This window comes from Burkholderia gladioli (assembly GCF_000959725.1).
GTDB classification, from domain to species: domain Bacteria; phylum Pseudomonadota; class Gammaproteobacteria; order Burkholderiales; family Burkholderiaceae; genus Burkholderia; species Burkholderia gladioli.
In genome coordinates this window covers 1,729,545-1,750,050 of sequence record NZ_CP009323.1, presented here as the reverse complement: position 1 = coordinate 1,750,050, position 20,506 = coordinate 1,729,545, and the positions used below count along the sequence as shown (strand labels likewise).

Genomic DNA, 20,506 nt, shown 5'->3' with positions numbered 1-20,506 from the left:
ACGTGAGCGCCGTTCAGAGTGCGGCGGCCCGGGCGGCGCGGCGAGTCGGCAGACCCGGCGCCGGCGGGGCGAATGCCGCGCGGTGAAGATTTCCAAGCCTGGCAGGCCGATGCCTGTCGCAACGCTCCTTGGAAACGAACGGCGATTGTAGCAAAGTGCCGCGAAGAATTCCCGCACGCGCGCCACGGAAATGCGTATCTATTTGAAATCGCCTCGATCGGTCCCGAAATGCCGGGACGGGGACAGGACGCGCCGCGCGCGCGCGCGCGGCGGCCGTCCTCAGTGCTCGGCGCCGACCCAGGCCTGCTCGCGCAGGCGCGCGCGCAGCCGCGCCACCGCCTGGCTGTGCAGCTGGCACACGCGCGATTCGCTGACCTCCAGCACCGCGCCGATCTCGCGCAGGTTCAGGCCCCGCTCGTAATAGAGCGACATCAGCAGCTTCTCGCGCTCGGGCAGCCGCTCGATGGCCTCCACCAGCGCGGCGCGCAGGTGGTCGTCGAGCAGCGCGGAAAGCGGGTCGGAATGATCGACGCGATAACGGTCGAGGAAGGGCTCGTCGTCGGCGGAACGATCGAAATCCTCGTAGTAGATCAGCTGGCTGCCGTGCAGGTCCTGCAGCATCGCCTGGTAATCGGGCAGCGGCATGTCCAGGTGCGAGGCGATCTCGCTCTCGTTGGCTGAACGGCCGAGCTGCTGCTCGACGCGATGCACGGCCTGCTCCACCTCGCGCGAGGTCTTGCGCAGGCTGCGCGGCAGCCAGTCGTTGCTGCGCAGCTCGTCGAGCATCGCGCCGCGGATGCGCTGCGTGGCATAGGTCTCGAACTGCGCGCCCTGGTCTTCCTTGTAGCGGCTCGCGGCATCGAGCAGGCCGATCATGCCGGCCTGGATCAGGTCGTCGAGGTCGACGCTGGCCGGCATCTTCGCCACCAGCTGCAGCCCGAGGCGACGCACCAGCGGCGCGTACTTGGCGAGCACCTCGGCTTGCCCCATCCCCGCTTCGGCCATCGTCGCGGACGTGGACAGTTTTCCTTGAGCGTTGTACATCGGCTCCCTCCAGAGTGCCCGTGGGTCAGGCGGCGTGCGCCGCGCCCCGTTCGATCGCCGGATGTCCGGCATAGGCCCGAGCGGCCGCGCGCGCCGGGCGCATCGGCCAGTACAGCAGGTCCTGCGCGATCTGCCGGTAGTCGCGCGCGGCGGCCGCCGAGGGGAAGGCGTCGACCACCGTGTGCACCAGCTCGCGGGCGCGCGCCACCAGCGGATCGGCGCTCACGTAGCCGCCCTCGTCGAGCGCCACCGCGAGATAGCGGCTCGCCACCCCGGCCAGGTTCTCGTAGGCCGCGCGCGCGTCGGCCGCGCTCTGCACGTGGTTGACCAGCACCCGGAACTGCGCGAGCGCATGCGCGTAGTGCAACCGCTTCATGCAGGCATAGGCCTCGGTGATGGCCGGGCCCGCCACGCGGGTCACCACCAGCACGTCGTTGGCGGCGCGCGCGAGCGCGGAGAACGCGCCCTCGGCGTCGCGCTGCGCATCGACCAGCACGATGTCGGCCGCGCCGTCCAGGTAGGCGGCGAGGCGGGCATCGTCATAGCCGTCGCGCGCCAGCTCGGCGGCCACGCAGATCGAGAAGCCGGCCGCGTGGCGCACCGTGCTGCCGGTGCGCACCCAGGAGCCGGCCAGCGTGGCGGCGGCCGAATCCACGTCGGAGCGCTCGTCGACCACCAGCACGTCCTTGCCCAGCGCGGCCAGCGCCGCCGCCAGGTTGACCACCGTGGTGGTGCAGCCGACCCCGGCCGGGCCGCCCGTCACCGCGACGATGCGGGTCGCGCGGCCGGCCAGCAGGCGCCGCAGCCCTTCGGCTTGATCGGTGGTGTGCTTATCCAAAGTAGACCTCGTGATGTCCGGCGCCCGGGCGGCCGGCAAGGGCCGACAGCATGCCGGGCAGTTCGTCGTCGTGCGGCACGAAGGGCGAGCCGTCGCGCGGCACGCAGAAGGCGCTCTTGAGCAGGAACTTGCGGGTCGCCACGTAGAGGTTCTCCGGCACCTTCTGCCCGGTCGACACGTAGTGCACCGGCAGTTGGTAGCGGATCACCGTGTCGAGCACGCCGCCGAGGTTGGTGGCCTCGTCGAGCTTGGTCAGGATGCAGCCGGCCAGGTCGGGCTGGCCCGCGCCGCGATAGGCCTGCACCACCTCGTTGAGGGTGTCGCCGTGGCTGGTGGCGTTGAGCAGCAGCAGGCGCTGCACCGGCGTGTCGGCGCCCTGCAGCATGGCGATCTGGTCGGACACGGTGCGGTCGCGCTGGCTCATGCCGATCGTGTCGATCAGCACGATGTGCTTGTTGCGCAGCTCGGAGAGCGCGAGCTGCAGGTCGCCGCCGTCCTTCACCGCGTGCACCGGCACGCCGAGGATGCGGCCGAAGATGCGCAGCTGCTCGTGGCCGCCGATCCGGTAGCTGTCGGTGGTCAGCAGCGCCACCTTGCTGGCGCCGAAGCGCATCACGCAGCGCGCCGCGAGCTTGGCGGTGGTGGTGGTCTTGCCGACGCCGGTGGGGCCCATCAGCGCAAACACGCCGCCGCGCTCCATCAGCGCATCCTCGCTGTCGAGCACCGGCAGGTTGCCGGCCAGCACCGATTCGGCCCAGTCGCAGGCGCCGTCGAAGCTGCCCTCGGCCAGCTCGGCCGGCAGGTTGTCGACCACGGTGCGCACCAGCTGGGCCGAGAAGCCGGCCGAGAACAGGCGCTTGGTCAGCGCGCCGTGCAGCGGGCTGCGGCGCTGGCGATCGCCCCATACCAGGCCGGCGAACTGCTCCTCCATCATGCCGCGCATCGCGCTGAGCTCGTTCATCACGGTCTCGTTGACGATGCGCTCGATGCGCGCGTTGATCTCGTCGGCGATCGTGGCGCTGGCGGGATTCGAGAGATTCGCGGCGCGCGCGGCCGGCTTGGCGGCGGCCGGAGCAACCGGCTCCGCCGCGCGGACCTGCGCGGCGCGGGCGCCGTGAACCGGGCGCGCGGCGCTCGCCTCGGCGCTGCCGCCGGCTTCGGCCGGCAGGCGCGCGGCGACGCTGCGCACGATGTCGCGCGCCCATTCGGGCGTCACGCCTTCGTCGCGCGCGGCGGCCGCTTCACGGCTGTCGCGGGCCTCGCGCGGATCGACGGCGGCCTCGGCGCGCGCGGCCGGCGCGACGATCTCGTCGTGGCGGCGCGTCAGGCGCCGGGCATGCTCGACCAGCCAGGGCGCGGGCGTCGAGGTCGGCGGCACGGCCTCGGCGGCCGGCGCGGCGCCCGCCTCGAGCGCTTCGTCATGCGCGTCCCTCGCATTCTCGTCGGCCTCGGCGCTGGCGCCGAACACCGAGGAAAACACGTCGCCGGAAGCATAGGGATTGGGCGGCACCGCCAGGCGCGGCGCGGCTTCGGCCGGCGCGGGGCGGGTCGCGGGCGGCAGCGCGCGTGCCTGCGCGGCCAGCGACGCGGCGGCAGGCACCTTCGGCGCGAGCGCGGCCAGCTCGGCGTCGGCCAGCGCGACGATCTCGACCGAGCCGTCCTCGATCGTGCGGTTCGACAGCACCACGGCATCGCCGCCAAGCGCCTCGCGCACCAGACGCAGCGCGTCGCGGCTGGTCGGGCCGGTGAATTTGCGGATGTTCAAGCGTTACCCCCGATGACGTTCGTGACTTTGATCGTGCGTGTTTCCGGCACTTCGGCGTAGGACAGCACTTTCAGTTGCGGCAGGCTGCGGCGCAGGAAGCGCGCGAGCATCGCCCGCAGCGCGTGCTGCACCAGCAGCACCGGCGGCAGGCCCATGTTCTGCTGCCGGAGCATCGCGTCCTGCGTGCCCATCAGCAGCGTCTGCGCGAGCCCCGGCTCGAGGCCGGGATTCGCGCCGGTGGCGAGCGCCTGCGACAGCACCCGCTCAAGATTCGCGTCGAGCCCCATCACCTGCATCTCGCCCGAGCCCGGGTACCACTGCTGGGTGATCGCGCGGCCCAGCGCCAGGCGCACCGCGGCGGTCAAGTCGTAGGGATCGGTGATGCGGCCGGCCTGCTCGGACACCGCCTCGATGATGGTGCGCATGTCGCGGATCGGCACGCCTTCCTCGAGCAGGTTCTGCAGCACGCGCTGCAGGGTGGTCAGCGAGACCGTCTTGGGCACCAGGTCCTCGACCAGCGAGGGCGCGTCGCGTCCGGTGCGCTCCAGCAGCGCCTGCACTTCCTGGCGGCCGAGCAGCTCGGCGGCGTGCTGCACCACCAGGTGGTTGAGGTGGGTGGCCACCACGGTGCTGGCGTCCACCACCGTGTAGCCGTAAACCTGCGCCGTCTCGCGCTGCGACACGTCGATCCACACCGCCGGCAGGCCGAAGGCCGGGTCGCGCGTCTGCGCGCCGGGCAGCGCGGCCGTCACCTGGCCGGGGTTGATCGCCAGCCACTGGCCCGGGAAGGCCTCGCCGGTGCCGACCTCGACGCCCTTCAGGGCGATCCGGTAGCCGTTGGGGCGCAGCTCGAGGTTGTCGCGGATATGGATCACCGGCGGCAGGAAGCCGATTTCCTGCGCGAACTTCTTGCGGATGCCCTTGATGCGCTTGAGCAGCTCACCGTCGCCGCTGTTGTCGACCAGCGGGATCAGCCGGTAGCCGACCTCCAGGCCCAGCGTGTCGATCAGCGTGACGTCCTCCCAGGTCGCCTCGTGGCTGTCGGCCGGCAGCGCCGCGGGCGGGGCGATCTCGGTGAGGTCGCCGGCCGCGTGCCGGGCCGCCTCGCGGCGGCGCATCACGCGCGCCATCCAGATCGAGCCGCCGCCGAGCAGCAGGAACGCGAAGTGGGGCATGTTGGGGATCAGGCCCATCATCACGATGATGGTGCCGGTGATGGTCAGCACGCGCGGGTTGGTGAACAACTGCCCGGTGATCTGGGTGCCGATGTCCTCGTCGGTGGCCACCCGCGAGACGATCACGCCGGCCGCCGTCGAGATCACCAGCGAGGGGATCTGCGCGACCAGGCCGTCGCCGATGGTCAACAGCGTGTAGTTCTTGCCGGCCGCGGCGAAGCTCATGTCGTGCTGGACGATGCCGACGATCAGCCCGCCGATCACGTTGATCGCCATGATGATCAGGCCGGCGATCGCGTCGCCGCGCACGAACTTCGAGGCGCCGTCCATCGAGCCGTAGAACTCGGCTTCCTGGGCCACCGCCACGCGCCGCTTGCGGGCCTGCTCCTCGTTGATCAGGCCGGCGTTGAGGTCGGCGTCGATCGCCATCTGCTTGCCCGGCATCGCGTCGAGCGTGAAGCGCGCCGACACCTCGGCGATCCGCCCCGCGCCCTTGGTGATCACCGTGAAGTTGATGATCATCAGGATCACGAACACCACGATGCCGACCGCGAAGTTGCCGCCCACCAGGAAGTGGCCGAAGGCCTCGATCACCTGGCCGGCCGCGTCGGGGCCGGTATGGCCCTCGAGCAGCACCACCCGCGTGGAGGCCACGTTCAGCGACAGCCGCAGCAGGGTGGAGAACAGCAGCACGCTGGGGAAGGCCGCGAAATCGAGCGGCTTCATGGTGTACATGCTGACCAGCAGCACCATCACCGACAGCGCGATATTGAAGGTGAACAGCAGATCCAGCAGCAGCGGCGGCAGCGGCAGGATCATCATGCCGAGGATCATGCAGATCAGGATCGGGCCGGCCAGCGCGCGCAGGTTGGCCACGTCCAGCCGGCCGACGCGCTTGCCGAGCGCTCCGGTGGGCGTGCTCATGCGGCACCTCCGTCACGGCGCGCGGCGCCCTCGCCCAGTACCTCGGTCGCTTCCTCGGCCTCGTCCTGTTCCGAGACGCTCGCGCCCTTGTCCAGCTCGGCCGGCACGTCCAGGTCGGTCGGCTCGGCCGGGAACGCGCCGCCCTCGCTGCGGAAGCGCTTCAACTGATAGACCCAGGCCAGCACCTCGGCCACCGCCGAATACAGCGGACCCGGGATCTCGCGTTCGAGTTCGACGTTGTGATAAAGCGCGCGCGCCAGCGGCGGCGCTTCCAGGATCGGCACGCGATGCTCCTCGGCCAGCTCGCGGATGCGCGCGGCCACCAGGTTGATGCCCTTGGCCACCACCTTGGGCGCGCGCATCTCGCCGTCGGTGTAGCGCAGCGCCACGGCGAAGTGGGTCGGGTTGGTGACCACCACGTCGGCCTTGGGCACGTTGGCCATCATGCGGCGGCGCGCCATGGCGCGCTGCTGCTGGCGAATCCGGCCCTTCACGTGCGGATCGCCCTCGTTCTCGCGATGCTCGCGCTTGACCTCTTCCTTGGTCATGCGCAGCTTCTTGTTGTATTGCCAGAGCTGGTAGGGCACGTCCATGCCGGCCACCACCAGCATGCCGGCCACCGTCACCCCGCAGCACACCGCCACCAGGTGCAGCGTATCGGCCAGCGCCTGGTGCAGCGGCAGCATCATCAGGCCGAGCAGTTCCTCGCGGCTCTTCCAGATCGCGATGCCGCCGATGCCGCCCACCACCACCGTCTTGGCCAGCGCCATGCCGAGCTGGATCAGCCCCTGCAGCGAGAAGATCCGGCCCAGCCCGCTGATCGGGTTGAGGCGGTCGAACTTGAAGCCGATCGCCTTGCCCGACAGCAGCCAGCCGCCCAGCGCGATCGGCGCGGCGAGCGCGGCCAGGCCGGTCAGCGCCAGCACCGGCGCGAGCGCCGAGAGCCCTTCCATGCCGGCGCGGCCGGCGCCGGTAAGCATCGCGTGGGTGTCGAAGGCGGCGGCGCGATCGAAGCCGAGCGAGCCGCGCAGCATGGTGCGCAGGTGCTCGCCGATCGGGCCCGACAGCATCCACGCCCCGTAGAAGCCGGCCGCCAGCAGCGCGAACGAGGACAGCTCGCGCGAACGCGCGACCTGCCCTTCCTCCCGCGCCTTTTCACGGCGCCGGGGGGTGGCTTCTTCGGTTTTCTCGAGATCGCTGTCCTCTGCCACTGCAGCCTCCACGCGGAAACGGCGGGATGCCATTTCCAGTGCATCGATTATTGATGGACGTGTCGAGCGGCGATCGGTCGAGGAAAGCGGGGAAACCGGGGTATTTCCGGCGATGGAAGGCGGGGGCGGTAAAAACGACAGGGCGCGCGGGGGAGGGAGCAGGCGGGCGCGGGGCGGGAAATGAGGCCGACGACAGGGCTGAAGACGGGGAGACCGCCGGGGCGCGAAGGCGGCAGCGGCGGCCCGCCCTGCCCGCGGCCGGCCGCCTGCCCTCATGCATCCGCCGCGAGGGCCCTCAACCGGCGGCGGCGCGCTCCAGCTCGGCGAGATCGAGCTTCTTCATGTTCATCAGCGCGGCCATCACGCGGCCCGCGCGCGCCGCGTCGGCCTCGCCGAGCAAGGCCGGCAACTGCACCGGCACGATCTGCCAGGACACGCCGAAGCGGTCCTTGAGCCAGCCGCACTGCTGCGCCCCGGCATCGCCGCCCTCGGCCAGGCTGGCCCAGTAGCGGTCGATCTCGTCCTGGGTCCGGCAATTGACCACGAAGGACACCGCCGGGCTGATGCGGAACACCGGGCCGCCGTTGATCGCCGAGAAACCCTGGCCGGCCAGCTCGAAGGCCACCGTCATCACCGTGCCTTCGGGCTGGCCGGCGGCCCGCGCGCCCTCCTTGCCGTAGCGGGCCACGCGCGTGATGCGCGAATCGTCGAACACCGAGACGTAGAAATTCGCCGCCGCCTCGGCCTCCTGGTCGAACCACAGGAACGGCGTGATGCGCTGGATCGACGGCTGCGCCGTCGCCGGGATGGATGTCATCGCCTGCCTCCTTGCGGGGCCGGACCGCGCCGCGGGCCGACCCTCGATGCGCCTGGAAACGCCGCGCCGGGATCGCGCGGCCGAACCTCGATGATAGGCGAGCGCGCCAGTCGCACGCCAAATGAAAAAGGGCGCGACCGCCACGCCCTCGCGGGCGGGACGATCGCGCCCTTCGGGCGCGCGGGCCGCGGCGGCCCGTCAGAGCGCGACGTACGGCGTTTGCGTGCCGCCCAGGCCGCGCAGGTCGAAGCCGAAGTAGATGCTGCGGCCGAAGAAATGCGGCAGCCCGAAGTCGAGCGTCTGGTTCTGGCCGAACGGCCCGCCCAGGTTGGCCAGCGCGAAGCCGTTGCTGTTGAACAGCGTCTGCGCGTTGGCGACCGAGAAGCTCACGTTGAGGGTGCTCAGGTCGGTGCCGGTCAGCGAGGCCGTCAGGTTCTGCGTGGTGCTCGGGCAGTAGAACGAGGCATTGTTGCTGCAGGGCGGCAGCGGCGTGCTGCTGTCGGTGGAGTCGAAGAAATAGGCGTTCGAGCCGGTGTCGAAGAACGCCGAGGCGATCGCGCGGGCCTGGAAGGTCCCCGCCACGTTGCCCGAGGTGGTGGTGCCGAGCCGCGTGACGCCGCCCGGCAGCGAACCGACGCCCAGCGTCAGCGTGCCGCTCGCGTTGCCGCCGCTGGGCGTGCCGAGCTGGACGATCACGCCGTCGTTGTTGCTCGGGAAGCGCGCCACCGGATTGGCCACCTGGCGGTTCAGCGCCAGCGTGGTGCGGGTGCAGCTGCCGCTCGACGGACACGAGTAGTAGTTGCTGTTGGCGGTCGAGTTGACGCAGGCGCTGCCGCAGTCGAACGGCGACTGGCCTACCCCGAGGATGCCGTTGGCGCCGAGCGCGGCGACCGAGTTGGCCGAGCTGCCGCCGTTCGAGCAGGAGCTGGGCACGTTCGAGGTGCCGAGGTCGCCGATGATCTGGATCGGCACCGCGCTGGCGGTCAGGCCGGCCAGCTTGACGTCGGCCGAGCGCACCGAGCCCCAGGTGAAGCTCGACACGAACTGGCCGCACTCGGTGAGGGTGCCGCCGTTGCTCGCGGTCTGCGTCGGCAGGCTGCCGAGCACGCTGGAGGCCGCCGAGCCGACCAGCCGCAGCCCGAACGAGGCGGTATCGAGCAGCACGTTGTTGATGACCTGGCAGTTCGAGGTACCGGGCGCGCAGACCGTGACGCTGACGGTCGGCATGTTCACCACGTTGCCGAGGCCCGCATTGACGACGATCGGCACCTGGTTGCCGGTGCCGGTATTGCCGCTGCCGACGGTGCCGCCGCCGGAGCTCGGCGTGCTGGCGTTGTTGCTGGCGCCGCTGCCGCCGTCGCCGCCGCCGCAGGCGACCAGCGCGGCCGTGATCGCGACCAGGCCCAGCGCGGCGAGCCAGCGGAAGGGATTCGAGGAAGTACGCAAGATGGGGCTCCCGGTGGTCACTGGATATCGGCGCCGGTCATGCCGGCGGGCAGCAGCGCGGGCAGCCAGGCCGAGCCGACGAAGGCGCCCATGTGGCCGCCCGAGCGGACCTCCAGCGCGCTCGAGTCGATCGCGATCGGCGCGCGCAGGCCGCGGCTCGCGTGCGAGGCCTGGACGCCGGCGCTGTACTGGGAGAAATAGCTGCCGAACAGCGAGGCGAGATCGGGCTGGGTGGGGCCCTGCCAGGCCACGCCGAACACGCTGCCGTTGCTGCCGAGGTATTCGTGGATCACCGTGCCGGAGCCGAGGGTGGTTTCGCGCACCGTGTAGCCGGCCGTGGACTGCGCCGTGTTGGCGAGTTTCGTGCTCGCGGCCCGCGAGGGCGAGAGCGTGCGGACCACCGCGGCCGTGTCGTCGGCGGGCGGCGCCGAGGGCGGCCCGCCCAGTTCGGCGAACGCGCCGCTGGCGCATCCCGCCGCCAGCGCGCCGGCGGCCCATTTCGCGGCGAGGCCGCGCATGCTTGTCGATTTCACCCTGTCACCCCTCGTAAGCCGGCACCGCGGCGCGAGACGCGCGCCGCTGGCGCCCGCAGTGCAAACCGTCGATCGTCTGCCGATCCTCGGCCGGATTCGCAGCCGGATTCGTGGCCGAATCACGACCGAACCCGCGACCGAATCCGGCGGACCGCGTTTCGGATCACCCGTCCCGCCTGAATTCCAGCCGGGCAGGACGCCAATGTCGATCGGTAGTATGCCTTCGGCCGACAGCAAAAACCAAACGCGATTCGCCGGCTGGTAAGCAACTGTAACGAAGCGCCGGCCGGCGGGGCGAAACCGGCCGCGAGCCGAGCCGGATCACAAAATGAAACGGCCCGCGGGCGGCTGGATCAGAACCCCAGGCTGGCCAGCAGGTCGTCGACCTGCGCCTGGTCCTGGACCACGTCGGTGCGGCCTTCGGGTGCGATCTGCGGACCGTTGAGCAGCGTATCGGGATGTCCCTCGGCGGCCAGCGCGGCCGCGTTGGCGGCGAACTGCTCGCGGCGCTCGGGGGCGATGTTCTCGACCAGCACCGCCAGCAGTTGCTGCTCGATCAGGTAGACCATCTCCATGATCTTCTTGATCACCTGCCCGGTCAGGTCCTGGAAGTCCTGCGCCAGCATGATCTCCAGCAGCTGGGTGCGGGTCGCCGAGGTGGCCTCGGGCAGCGCGCCGAGGAAGCCGCGCGTGTCGTCCATCAGCTCGCGCACCTCGGCGCGCTCGATCGGCGCGCGGTACCAGGTGGCCCAGCGCGCCTCGAGCGCCTCGGCCTCGGCCTGCAGCCGCTCCTGCACCGGCTTGGCGATCTCGATGGCGGTCAGCACGCGCTCGGCGGCCTGCTCGGTCATGTCGGCCACGTAGCGCAGCCGGTCGCGCGCGTCGGGCACCACCATCGCGGCCTGCTCGACGTGCTTGTCGAGCCCGAGCTCGCGCATCGAATCACGCAGCGTGCGGGTCAGCTGGCCGATCCGCGCGAGAATCCGGTCGCTGGTGAGATCTGCGCCATCCGCCCCCTGCTCGGCCGGAAAGCCGGCGCCGGCCAGCGCCGCATGAATCGGCTCGTCCATTCGTCAGCTCCCGGCCTTGGCCATCTTTTCGAGGATCTTGTTGAGCTTCTCGTCGAGCGTGGCCGCGGTGAACGGCTTCACCACGTAGCCGCTCGCGCCTGCCTGGGCGGCCGCGATGATGTTCTCCTTCTTCGACTCGGCGGTCACCATCAGCACCGGGAGGTGCGTGAGCGCGGCATCGGCGCGGATCGCCTTGAGCATCGCCAGCCCGTCGAGGTTCGGCATGTTCCAGTCGGAGATCACGAAATCGAAACCGCCGCCCTTCAGGCGCGCGAGCCCCGCCGCGCCGTCCTCGGCCTCGTCGACGTTCGAGTAGCCGAGCTCCTTCAGCAGGTTGCGAACGATTCGACGCATCGTCGGGAAATCGTCCACCACCAGAATCTTCATGTTCTTGTCCATCACGGTTCCTCTGCAAAATTCGGTATTCTCGCCGCGTCCTCAGACGCGCTGCACACGCTCGCCCATCGCGGCCAGCACGCGCCGACTCATCTCGTTCAGGGGCACCACCTCGTCGGCCCCGCCCAGCGCGATCGCCTCGCGCGGCATGCCGAACACCACGCAGCTGGCCTCGTCCTGCGCGAAGGTGCGCGCGCCGGCGCGCTTCATCTCCAGCAGGCCGGCCGCGCCGTCGCGGCCCATGCCGGTCAGGATCACGCCGATCGCATTCTTGCCCGCGTGCAGCGCCGCCGAGCGGAACAGCACGTCGACCGAGGGACGATGCCGGTTCACCGGCGGCTCGTCCGACAGGTGGGCCAGGTAGTTCGCGCCGCTGCGCGCCAGCAGCAGGTGGGCATGGCCGGGCGCGATATAGGCATGGCCCGGCAGCACCCGCTCGCCATGCTCGGCTTCCTTCACCGCGATCCGGCACAGCGTGTTCAGGCGCTGCGCGAAGGACTTGGTGAAGCCGGGCGGCATGTGCTGCGCGATCAGCACCGCCGGCGCGTCGGGCGGCAGCGGCACCAGCAGCTCGCGGATCGCCTCGGTGCCGCCCGTGGAGGCGCCCACGATCAGCAGCTTCTCGGTACTGACCAGCGGATTGTTCATCAGCGGCGCGCTGGCCTGGCCGGCCGCCGCCGGCCTGGCGGGCGCGGCCTGCCGCACGCGCGCGCGGGCCGCCGCGCGGATCTTGTCGGCCAGCTTCTCGGCGTAGTCGAGCATGCCGTCGCGGATTCCCACGCGCGGCTTGGTGACGAAGTCGACCGCGCCGAGCTCGAGCGCGCGCAAGGTGATTTCCGAGCCGCGCTCGGTCAGCGACGATACCATCACCACCGGCATCGGACGCAGCCGCATCAGGCGCTCCAGGAAGTCGAGCCCGTCCATGCGCGGCATTTCCACGTCCAGGGTCAGCACGTCCGGGTTGTGCTGCTTGATCAGCTCGCGCGCGACGAGCGGATCCGGCGCCGTCGCGCAGACCGCCATGTCGGGCTGGCTGTTGATGATCTCGGTCATCAGGCTGCGGATCAGCGCCGAATCGTCGACGCACAATACCTTGATTTTCTGCACGGTGCTCATGCCTCCTGCTTTTTCGTTGTAGCCGTCGAGCCGAACAGCTCGACGCGCGGCTTCGGCGCGGCCGGCGTGGCGAACAGCTCGACGTGGGCGCGCGCGCGTTGCGCGCGGGCGGCGCGTGCCTCGGCCGCCGAGCGGGCCAGCGCGGCCTCGCGTTCGGCCACCCCGGGCACCGACAGCCGCAGCTTCTTGACCATCGCCTGCCCGGTGCGCGGCATGAACGCGACCTTGCGCGGATGCGTGCCCTGCAGGTCCTCAGCGGCGATACGGATCTTCTCGAGCGCCAGGTAGCGGCGCACGAAATCGGCGTTGCGGTCGCCGATGTTGATGGTGGTCATGCCGGCCAGCACGGCCGCGCCGCCGAACACCTTGGCCTCGAAGCGCTCGCGCTTGCCGCCGGCCTTGATCAGTTCGTTGATCAGCACTTCCATCGCGTAGGCGCCGTAGCGCATCGAGTCGGAAGCGGGCGCGCGCGCGTCGGCGCCGTCGTCGGGCAGCATGAAGTGGTTCATCCCACCCAGGCCCGCGAACGGGTCGTGCAGGCAGGCCGCCACGCAGGAGCCCAGCACGGTGACCAGCACCATGTCCTCGCGGGTGGTGAAGAACTCGTTGGGCAGCAGCTTCACGCCGGGACGGCCGAAGTGGTTGTCGAAGTAGTGATTGCTCGCGATCGGCAGTGCGCTCATGCATCCTCCCCGGCCAGGCTGGGCGCGGCGCTGGCCGCCGCCGGCACGCCGGCGGGCAGGCGCGCGCGCGCCGGACCCGCGGCCGACGCGGCATCGCGGGTGCGTTCGTAGACGGTCTGGCCGCGCAGCCGGAACGCCTGCGTCACATAGGAGAAGTTCTCCGAGTGGCCGGCGAACAGCAGGCCGCCGGGCTTGAGCAGCGGCTCGAAGCGCGTCAGCACCTGCCCTTGCGTGGGCTTGTCGAAATAGATCATCACGTTGCGGCAGAAGATCGCGTCGAAGCCCTGGCCGATGCCGTAGTCGGCGTCGGTCAGGTTCAGCGGCTCGAAGCGGATCATCTGCCGCAGCTCCGGGCGCACCTTGACGCGCCCCGCCTGCGGGCCGGTGCCCTTCAGGAAGAAGCGGCGCAGCCGCTCCTGCGAGAGATGCTTGACCTGGTCGAAGGTGTAGATGCCCAGCCGCGCCTTCTCCAGCACCTGGGTGTCGAGATCGGTGGCGAGGATGCTGGCCTGGCGCGCCGCCGAGGGACCGAGCGCCTCCAGCAGGGTGATCGCCAGCGAATACGGCTCCTCGCCGGTGGAGGCCGCCGAGCACCAGACCGAGACCGGCGCCGGCCGCGTCTTGACGAACTCGGCGAGGATCGGGAAGTGATGCGCCTCGCGGAAGAACGCGGTCAGGTTGGTGGTCAGCGAATTGGTGAAGGCTTCCCACTCGACCGGGTCGTTGTCGCGCTCGAGCCGGTCGAGATAGTCGCGGAAGCTGTCCAGGCCCAGCGCGCGCAGGCGCCGCGCCAGGCGGCTGTAGGCCATGTCGCGCTTGTGCTCGGACAGCGAGATGCCCGCGCGCCGGTGGATCAGCGCGCGGATACGCGCGAAATCCTCACCGGTGAACGCGAAGTCGCGGCCGGCCTCCGACGCGCGCGGCGAAGGCGCGGTCGCAGGCTCGGTACGGGGCGCGGGGCGGGCATTCATCTCGGGCTCGGCTTAGAAGGTTTCCCAGTCGTCGTCGGAGCCGGCCGCGGCGGCCAGTGCCGGCTTCGACTCGCTGGACAGGGCGGGGCGCTTGAGCGCGGCACCGGCCTCGGCGCCCTTGGCCACGCGCGGCGCGTAACCGGCCTTGGCGGCGGGCGCCGGCGCGGCGGCGGCGGCACCTGCCCGGGCGGCAGTCGCGCCCGCGGCGGCACGGCTCGCGCCGGCACGGACGCCGCCGGCAGCTGTGGCGGGACGACGCATCGGCGTGGTCGGCGTACTTGCCGCGCCGACCGATGCCGGCTCGGCCGGGCTCGCTTCCTTATGGACGTCCTTGTGCGCTTCCTTGTGCGGGTCGGCATGCGCGACGGCCGGGGCCGAAGCCGCGGCGGCCTGCGGCGCCGGCAGCGAGGCCGGCTTGCGCAGCACCGGTTCGGCGACGGCCTGCGCGAGCGCGGCCGCGCCGCCCTCGACGCGCCAGCCGCCCACCACCGCCTTCAGTTGCCGGGTCTGGTCTTCCAGCGAAGCCGCCGCTGCCGCGGCCTGCTCGACCAGGGCGGCGTTCTGCTGGGTGACCGCGTCCATCTGGCCGACCGCGCGGTTGATCTGCTCGATGCCGGTCGACTGCTCGTGCGAGGCGGCGCTGATCTCGCCGATGATGTCGGTCACGCGACGCACCGCCTGCACGATCTCGGCCATCGTCGCGCCGGCCCGCTCGACCAGCTCCGAGCCGCTGCGCACGTTGTCGGCCGAATCGCCGATCAACTGCTTGATCTCCTTGGCCGCCGTGGCGCTGCGCTGCGCCAGCGAGCGCACCTCGCCCGCCACCACCGCGAAGCCACGGCCCTGCTCGCCCGCGCGGGCGGCTTCCACCGCCGCGTTGAGCGCCAGGATGTTGGTCTGGAACGCGATGCCCTCGATGGTGCCGATGATGTCGACCACCTTGTTCGAGCTGACCGAGATCGCCTGCATGGTGGTGACCACCTCGCTGACCACGTCGCCGCCGCGCGTGGCGATGTCGGAGGCGTTGACGGCCAGCTGGCTGGCCTGGCGCGCGTTCTCGGCGTTCTGGCGCACCGTGCCGGTGAGCTGCTCCATGCTGGAAGCGGTTTCCTGCAGCGAGGCGGCCTGCTGCTCGGTGCGCTGCGAGAGGTCGACGTTGCCGCTGGCGATCTCGTGCGCGCCGACGTCGATCGACTCGGCGCCGCGATGCACGGACTTCACCATCTCGGTCATGGCCTTCTGCATGCGGCCGATGCCGGTGAACAGGCGCCCGATCTCGTTGCTGTTGCCGAACTCGCGCACCGGCTCGGACAGGTCGCCCGCCGCGATCCGCTCGAACTGGCTGATGGCGCGCTCCAGCGGGCCGACGATCAGGCCGCGCAGCGCCAGGCGCACCACCACGATCATCACCACCGACAGGCCGATGCCGATCGCGATGCAGGTGATCATCAGCGAGATCTGCGACTGGGTGTTCTCGCGATGGCTGGCCACGCGCTTCTCGAGCGCGGCCGTCAGGTTCGCCACCGTGCCGTCGTAGGCCACGAACATCGGGCTGATCTGCGCATCGGCGATCGCGTGGTAGCCGGCGATGTCGCCGCCCTTGATCGCCGCGAACTCGGCGTCGACCGCGGTCTTCAGCGCGTCGTGGCGGGTGTTGGCCTCGTCGAGCAGGGCGCTGTCGATGCCGAGCTTCCTGGCCGCCTGGAACGCCTGCCAGTTCTGCGCCGACTGCTCGTAGAGCGCCTGCGCGCGGTTCAGCGCGCTCTGCGTCTCCTCGACGTTGCCGGACTCGGTCAGCGCGCGCACCCGATCGAGCGCCACGCGCGTGCGCAGCAGGTAGGACGAGGTGTCGCTCAGCGAGCGGATCGCCGGCAGGTCGCCGCCGACGATCTCGTTGAACGCCGCGCCGGTCTGGTTCAGCGCCACCAGGCCGAGTCCGCCGACCACGGCGGTGAGAACCACGAACGACAATCCCACGGCGGTCAGCGTCGTGCGAATCGACCAGTTGTGCAGCATCATCAGTCTCCCCCGAGAGATTGCGCGGCGGCGCTTACACGCCGAATTCGTCGATGAGGGCCATCTCGCGGCTCGTCATCAGCTTTTCGATGTCCATCAGGATCAGCATCCGGCCGTCCACGCTGCCGAGCCCGGTGAGGTACTCGGTGGTCAGCGTCGCGCCGAACTCCGGCGCCGGCATGATCTGCTCGGAGGTCAGCGTCAGCACGTCGGAGACGCCGTCCACCACCATCCCGACCACGCGATGCGCGACGTTGAGGATGATCACCACGGTCTGGTGGTCGTACTCGATGCGCCCCAGGTGGAACTTGATGCGCATGTCGACGATCGGCACGATGATGCCGCGCAGGTTGATCACGCCCTTGATGAACTCGGGCGCGTTGGCGATGCGCGTGACGCTGTCGTAGCCGCGGATCTCCTGCACCTTCAGGATGTCGATGCCGTATTCCTCGTCGCCGAGCGTGAAGACCAGGAATTCCTGGCCGGCCGCGTCGCCCTGCGCGACGCCGCGACGGTTGGCGCCCGCGCCCGCGGCCGCCTGATGGATCGAATGGACTTCGGACACGTTGTCCTCCCAATGCGGCATGGCCGCGTAGCGGTTAGAAAGTCGCGAGCGCGCCCGCGCCGTGGGCGGAGCGGGCATCGCGATTCAGGGCGGCGACATCGACGATCAGCGCGACGCTGCCGTCGCCGAGTATCGTTGCGGCCGAAATGCCATGTACCTTGCGGTAGTTCGTTTCGAGGTTCTTCACCACCACCTGCTGCTGGCCGACCAGCTCGTCGATCAGCATCGCGAAGCGGCGCCCCTCGGTCTCCATGATGGTGACGATGCCCTGGGTCGGGTCGGTGCGCGCGTCCTCCACCGAGAACACCTCGTGCAGCGCCACCAGCGGCAGGTACTCGCCGCGCACCCGCACCACGCGCTCGCCGTTGCCGACCGTGTAGATGTCGGCGGCGGCCGGCTGCAGCGACTCCATCACGAAGTTCAGCGGCAGGATGAAGATCTCGTTGCCGACCTTGACCGACATGCCGTCGAGGATCGCCAGCGTGAGCGGCAGCACGATGCGGGTGGTGGTGCCGCGCCCGGCCAGCGAGCTGATCTCGACATGGCCGCCCATCGCCTGGATGTTGCGCTTGACCACGTCCATGCCGACGCCGCGGCCGGACACGTCGGTGATGGTCTCGGCGGTCGAGAAGCCCGGCGCGAAGATCAGGTTCCAGACCTCGTCGTCGCTGATCGTGTCCGACACCGGGATGCCCTGCTGGGCCGCCTTGGCGAGGATGCGCTCGCGGTTCAGGCCGGCGCCGTCGTCGCTGACCTCGATCACGATGTTGCCGCCGTGGTGGGCGGCCGACAGCACCAGCTGGCCGACCGCGTCCTTGCCGGCGGCGCGGCGCTTCTCGACGGTCTCGATGCCGTGGTCGAGGCTGTTGCGCACCAGGTGGGTGAGCGGATCGATGATGCGCTCGATCAGGCTCTTGTCGAGCTCGGTGGCCTGGCCGAAGGTGACCAGCTCCACTTCCTTGCCGAGCTTGGCGGCCAGGTCGCGCACCAGGCGCGGGAAGCGGCTGAACACGTAGTCCATCGGCATCATGCGGATCGACATCACCGCTTCCTGCAGGTCGCGCGCATTGCGCTCGAGCTGGGCCATGCCGTTGTAGAGGCGGTCGTGCAGGGCCGGGTCGAAGGCGCTGGTGGTCTCGGCCAGCATCGCCTGGGTGATCACCAGCTCGCCGACCAGGTTGATCAGCTGGTCGACCTTCTCCACGCCGACCCGGATCGAGCTGCCTTCCGCACCGGCCGCGGCCTGGTGGTTGCGCGCGCGGCGATCCTCGCCGGCGCCGCGGCTGTCGGCGGGCTCGGGCTGGGCCGCCGGGGCGGCGGCCGGCGCGGCCGGGGCCGGCACGCTGGCGGCTTGAGCGGCGGGCGCGGCTTGAGCGGCTTGAGCGGCTTGAGCGGCTTGCGCCGGCGCGGCGCTGGCCACCGGCGCGGGCGCTGCCGCGGCCACCGGGGCCGGCTGGGCGGCGGCCGGCGCGAAGGTCTCGGCCACCACCGCCGGCGCCACGGGCGCGGCCGGCGCGGCGGCGCCCGGCGCCGTGTCGCGGCCGATCGAGATCTGGCTTTCGTCGATCACGAAGCACAGCACCGCGACGATGTCGTCGGAAGGCACGTCGCTGTCGAGCCACAGCGTGAGGTCGTCGCCAGCTTCCTGGCGGCCGACCACGCGGCCCAGGTTGCCGAGTTCCTCGACCAGCAACTCGCGGTCCTTGGCGCCGACCTCGCGCAGCACGATGCGCAGGTGCGGGCCCTGGTCGGCGCCGGCCGCCTCGCTGCCCGGATGGGCCGCCTCCAGCGCCTGGGTGACCACGTGCTCGGGCGCGCCGCTGCCGGCGACCGCGTCGAATTCGGCCGCCGCGGCCGCGAAGGCGCGCTCCAGGTCCGCCTCGGATTCCTCTTCCTCCTCGTGCGCCGCCGGCTGCACCGCCGCCGGGGCGGGTGCCGCGGCCTGGCCCAGCGCGCCCTGCAGCAGCGCCTCCAGCTTGGCGCAGATCGCCGCGGCGGCGGCCGCGTCGGGCTCGGCGCTGGCGCGGTAGTCGGCCAGTTGCTCCGAGAGCACGTCCTTGGTTTCCAGGAACGCGTCGATCATCGGCACCGTCAGCGTGATCTCGTGATTGCGCGCGCGATCGAGCAGCGATTCGAGGATGTGGGTGGTGTCGGTCAGCGCCGCGAAGCCGAAGGTGGCCGCGCCGCCCTTGATCGAATGCGCGGCGCGGAAGATCGCGGCCAGGTCCTCCGGATCCGGCGAGCCGGCGTCGAGACCGAGCAGCAACTGCTCCATCTGCGCGAGCAGCTCGTCGGCCTCGTCGAAGAACGTCTGGTAGAACTGGGTGATGTCGAGAGTCATGCCGGATCCACGTCGTATCGTCGGTTGGCGTCGTATTGGGGTCGTCGGCCCTGGTCCGGGGCCGGTCGCGTGCGCGCGACTACGGGTGGCTCGGCGCCGCCAGCGCCGCCACCAGGTCCAGCAACGTTTCCGGGTCGAGCGGCTTCTCGATCCAGCCGGTGGCGCCCGCCTCGCGCGCCGCCGACTTGAAGTCCTCGCCGCTCTCGGTGGTCAGCACCAGGATCGGCGTCGCCGCGTAGGCGCCGCGCGCGCGCAGCGTGCGGATCACGTCCAGGCCGTTCTTGCCCGGCATGTGGTGATCGGTCACGACCAGGTCGAAGGCGATCGCGGCGGCCAGCTCGAGCGCGAGCTCGCCGTCGGCGGCCACGTGCACGTCGTAGCCGGCGTCGGCCAGCGTCGCCTGCAGCAGGGCGCGCATGGTCGCGGAATCGTCGATGGCGAGGATGGAGCGGATCATGTCGTTCGGTCCCGAAATCACGTCATTCACGTCATTCACATCACAAGGCGCCGCGCGCGGGCGCCACCGCCGGTGCCGCCGGCGCGGCGGGCTTCACCGCGGGCGGCGCGAGCGCCGGCTTCGGCACCGCGGCAGGCCCGGCACCCGGTGCCGCCGGCTTCGCGCCGCCGCCGATCTGCTGCGCGAGCGCCTGCGAGCCGGCCGCGTCGTTCGACAGCGTGGTGGCGGTGGCGTCCTCGCGCATCAGTGCCGTCTCCGACTTGCGGTTCAGCACCAGGATGCTGATCCGGCGGTTCTCCGGGTCGAGCGGGTCGGCCTTGTTCAGGTTCTGGGTCGAGGCCAGGCCCGTCACGCGCAGTACCTTGGCCTCGTCCATGCCGCCTGCGATCAGCTCGCGCCGCGAGGCATTGGCCCGGTCGGCCGACAGTTCCCAGTTGCTGTAGCCCTTCTCGCCGCCCGAATACGGCACCGCGTCGGTGTGGCCCTGCATCACGATGCGGTTCGGCACGTCGTTGAGGGTCTTGCCGATCTCGCGCAGGATGTCGCGCATGTAGGGCTCGACGGCGTCGCTCGAGAGCGCGAACATCGGCCGCTTCTGGGTGTCGACGATCTCGATGCGCAGCCCGGTCAGGGTCGAGTCGATGCGTATCTGCTGCTTGAACTGGCGCAGCACCGGGTTGGCCTCGATCGCCGCCATCAGCTTGATCTGCAGGTCGTGCAGGCGCACCTGCTCCTGGCGGTCCTGCGAACCCGGGTCGACGTCGTGCTCGTCGTCGCGGCCGGCCTGGGTCAGGCGGTTGGCCAGCATGGTGCTGCCGTCGGTGCGCCGCGTGGTGCCCGAGTCGCTGCGCGTGATGTCCGAGCCGCCGCCGTTGACGATGCTCGAGTCATGCGAGCTGCGATCGCCGTTGCCGAACAGCGCGGCCTTCAGCGGTGTGTTGAAGTAGTCGGCGATACCCTTCAACTGCACCGGCGTGACCGCCGAGAGCAGCCACATCAGCAGGAAGAAGGCCATCATCGCGGTCATGAAGTCCGCATAGGCGAGCTTCCAGGCCCCGCCGTGATGACCTTTCTTCGCCGGTGCGACCCGCTTGACGACGATCGCGCGATCCTTGCCCTTGCTCATCGCCGGCCGCCC

The 20,506-nt window shown here is 70.7% G+C and carries 18 protein-coding genes and 1 riboswitch; all 18 genes read right to left on the bottom strand.

The genetic code is table 11. From position 1 onward, the window contains the following. Positions 1–67: 67 nt before the first annotated feature. Positions 68–136, bottom strand: a riboswitch (S-adenosyl-L-homocysteine riboswitch). A 143-nt stretch (positions 137–279) separates the two neighbouring features. Beyond that, complete coding sequence (locus BM43_RS24750) at positions 280–1,044, bottom strand: RNA polymerase sigma factor FliA (RefSeq protein WP_036038254.1); 765 nt, start codon at positions 1,042–1,044, stop codon at positions 280–282. A gap of 25 nt (positions 1,045–1,069) precedes the next feature. Beyond that, the gene (locus tag BM43_RS24745) at positions 1,070–1,882 is read right to left on the bottom strand and encodes a nucleotide-binding protein (protein ID WP_013696290.1); all 813 of its coding nucleotides are present in this window, start codon (positions 1,880–1,882) and stop codon (positions 1,070–1,072) included. Continuing rightward, positions 1,875–3,647 (bottom strand): flagellar biosynthesis GTPase FlhF, encoded by a 1,773-nt coding sequence (flhF, locus tag BM43_RS24740; RefSeq protein WP_036048577.1) that lies wholly within the window; start codon positions 3,645–3,647, stop codon positions 1,875–1,877. The genes BM43_RS24745 and flhF overlap by 8 nt, the downstream gene beginning before the upstream one ends. After that, the gene (flhA, locus tag BM43_RS24735; RefSeq protein ID WP_013696288.1) at positions 3,644–5,746 is read right to left on the bottom strand and encodes a flagellar biosynthesis protein FlhA; all 2,103 of its coding nucleotides are present in this window, start codon (positions 5,744–5,746) and stop codon (positions 3,644–3,646) included. The genes flhF and flhA overlap by 4 nt, the downstream gene beginning before the upstream one ends. Then, complete coding sequence (gene flhB / locus BM43_RS24730; protein ID WP_013696287.1) at positions 5,743–6,957, bottom strand: flagellar biosynthesis protein FlhB; 1,215 nt, start codon at positions 6,955–6,957, stop codon at positions 5,743–5,745. Before flhB ends, flhA begins: the two co-directional genes overlap by 4 nt. 295 nt (positions 6,958–7,252) lie before the next feature. Beyond that, positions 7,253–7,774, bottom strand: a complete 522-nt coding sequence (locus BM43_RS24725) for a VOC family protein (RefSeq protein ID WP_013696286.1) — start codon at positions 7,772–7,774, stop codon at positions 7,253–7,255. 198 nt (positions 7,775–7,972) lie between these two features. After that, positions 7,973–9,220, bottom strand: a complete 1,248-nt coding sequence (locus tag BM43_RS24720; RefSeq protein ID WP_036052895.1) for a DUF3443 domain-containing protein — start codon at positions 9,218–9,220, stop codon at positions 7,973–7,975. 17 nt (positions 9,221–9,237) lie between these two features. Then, entirely contained in the window at positions 9,238–9,738 is a 501-nt protein-coding gene (locus tag BM43_RS24715; RefSeq protein ID WP_042287116.1) for a DUF2844 domain-containing protein, read from the bottom strand. Positions 9,739–10,106: 368 nt separating this feature from the next. Next, positions 10,107–10,823, bottom strand: coding sequence for a protein phosphatase CheZ (gene cheZ, locus BM43_RS24710; RefSeq protein WP_036048583.1), 717 nt, complete (start codon positions 10,821–10,823; stop codon positions 10,107–10,109). 3 nt (positions 10,824–10,826) lie between these two features. Next, a complete protein-coding gene (cheY, locus tag BM43_RS24705; protein WP_013696282.1) occupies positions 10,827–11,222 on the bottom strand; it encodes a chemotaxis response regulator CheY in 396 nt (131 codons plus the stop codon). Positions 11,223–11,261: 39 nt separating this feature from the next. Next, complete coding sequence (locus BM43_RS24700) at positions 11,262–12,335, bottom strand: protein-glutamate methylesterase/protein-glutamine glutaminase (RefSeq protein ID WP_036048586.1); 1,074 nt, start codon at positions 12,333–12,335, stop codon at positions 11,262–11,264. Beyond that, positions 12,332–13,018 (bottom strand): chemoreceptor glutamine deamidase CheD, encoded by a 687-nt coding sequence (cheD, locus tag BM43_RS24695; protein WP_036048588.1) that lies wholly within the window; start codon positions 13,016–13,018, stop codon positions 12,332–12,334. The genes BM43_RS24700 and cheD overlap by 4 nt, the downstream gene beginning before the upstream one ends. Beyond that, positions 13,015–13,989 carry a CheR family methyltransferase gene (locus BM43_RS24690; protein ID WP_036048590.1) on the bottom strand — a complete coding sequence of 325 codons (975 nt, stop codon included), beginning with the start codon at positions 13,987–13,989 and terminating at the stop codon, positions 13,015–13,017. Before BM43_RS24690 ends, cheD begins: the two co-directional genes overlap by 4 nt. A gap of 12 nt (positions 13,990–14,001) precedes the next feature. Next, positions 14,002–16,005: a methyl-accepting chemotaxis protein gene (locus tag BM43_RS24685; RefSeq protein WP_036048593.1), complete on the bottom strand. Its 2,004-nt coding sequence runs from the start codon at positions 16,003–16,005 to the stop codon at positions 14,002–14,004. Between the two features lie 34 nt (positions 16,006–16,039). Beyond that, positions 16,040–16,570, bottom strand: a complete 531-nt coding sequence (cheW, locus tag BM43_RS24680; RefSeq protein WP_025099992.1) for a chemotaxis protein CheW — start codon at positions 16,568–16,570, stop codon at positions 16,040–16,042. A gap of 34 nt (positions 16,571–16,604) precedes the next feature. Then, the gene (cheA, locus tag BM43_RS24675; protein WP_036048596.1) at positions 16,605–18,911 is read right to left on the bottom strand and encodes a chemotaxis protein CheA; all 2,307 of its coding nucleotides are present in this window, start codon (positions 18,909–18,911) and stop codon (positions 16,605–16,607) included. 79 nt (positions 18,912–18,990) lie between these two features. Continuing rightward, the gene (locus BM43_RS24670) at positions 18,991–19,368 is read right to left on the bottom strand and encodes a response regulator (RefSeq protein ID WP_013696275.1); all 378 of its coding nucleotides are present in this window, start codon (positions 19,366–19,368) and stop codon (positions 18,991–18,993) included. A 40-nt stretch (positions 19,369–19,408) separates the two neighbouring features. Further along, the gene (gene motB / locus BM43_RS24665; RefSeq protein WP_036048598.1) at positions 19,409–20,494 is read right to left on the bottom strand and encodes a flagellar motor protein MotB; all 1,086 of its coding nucleotides are present in this window, start codon (positions 20,492–20,494) and stop codon (positions 19,409–19,411) included. Positions 20,495–20,506: the final 12 nt, after the last annotated feature.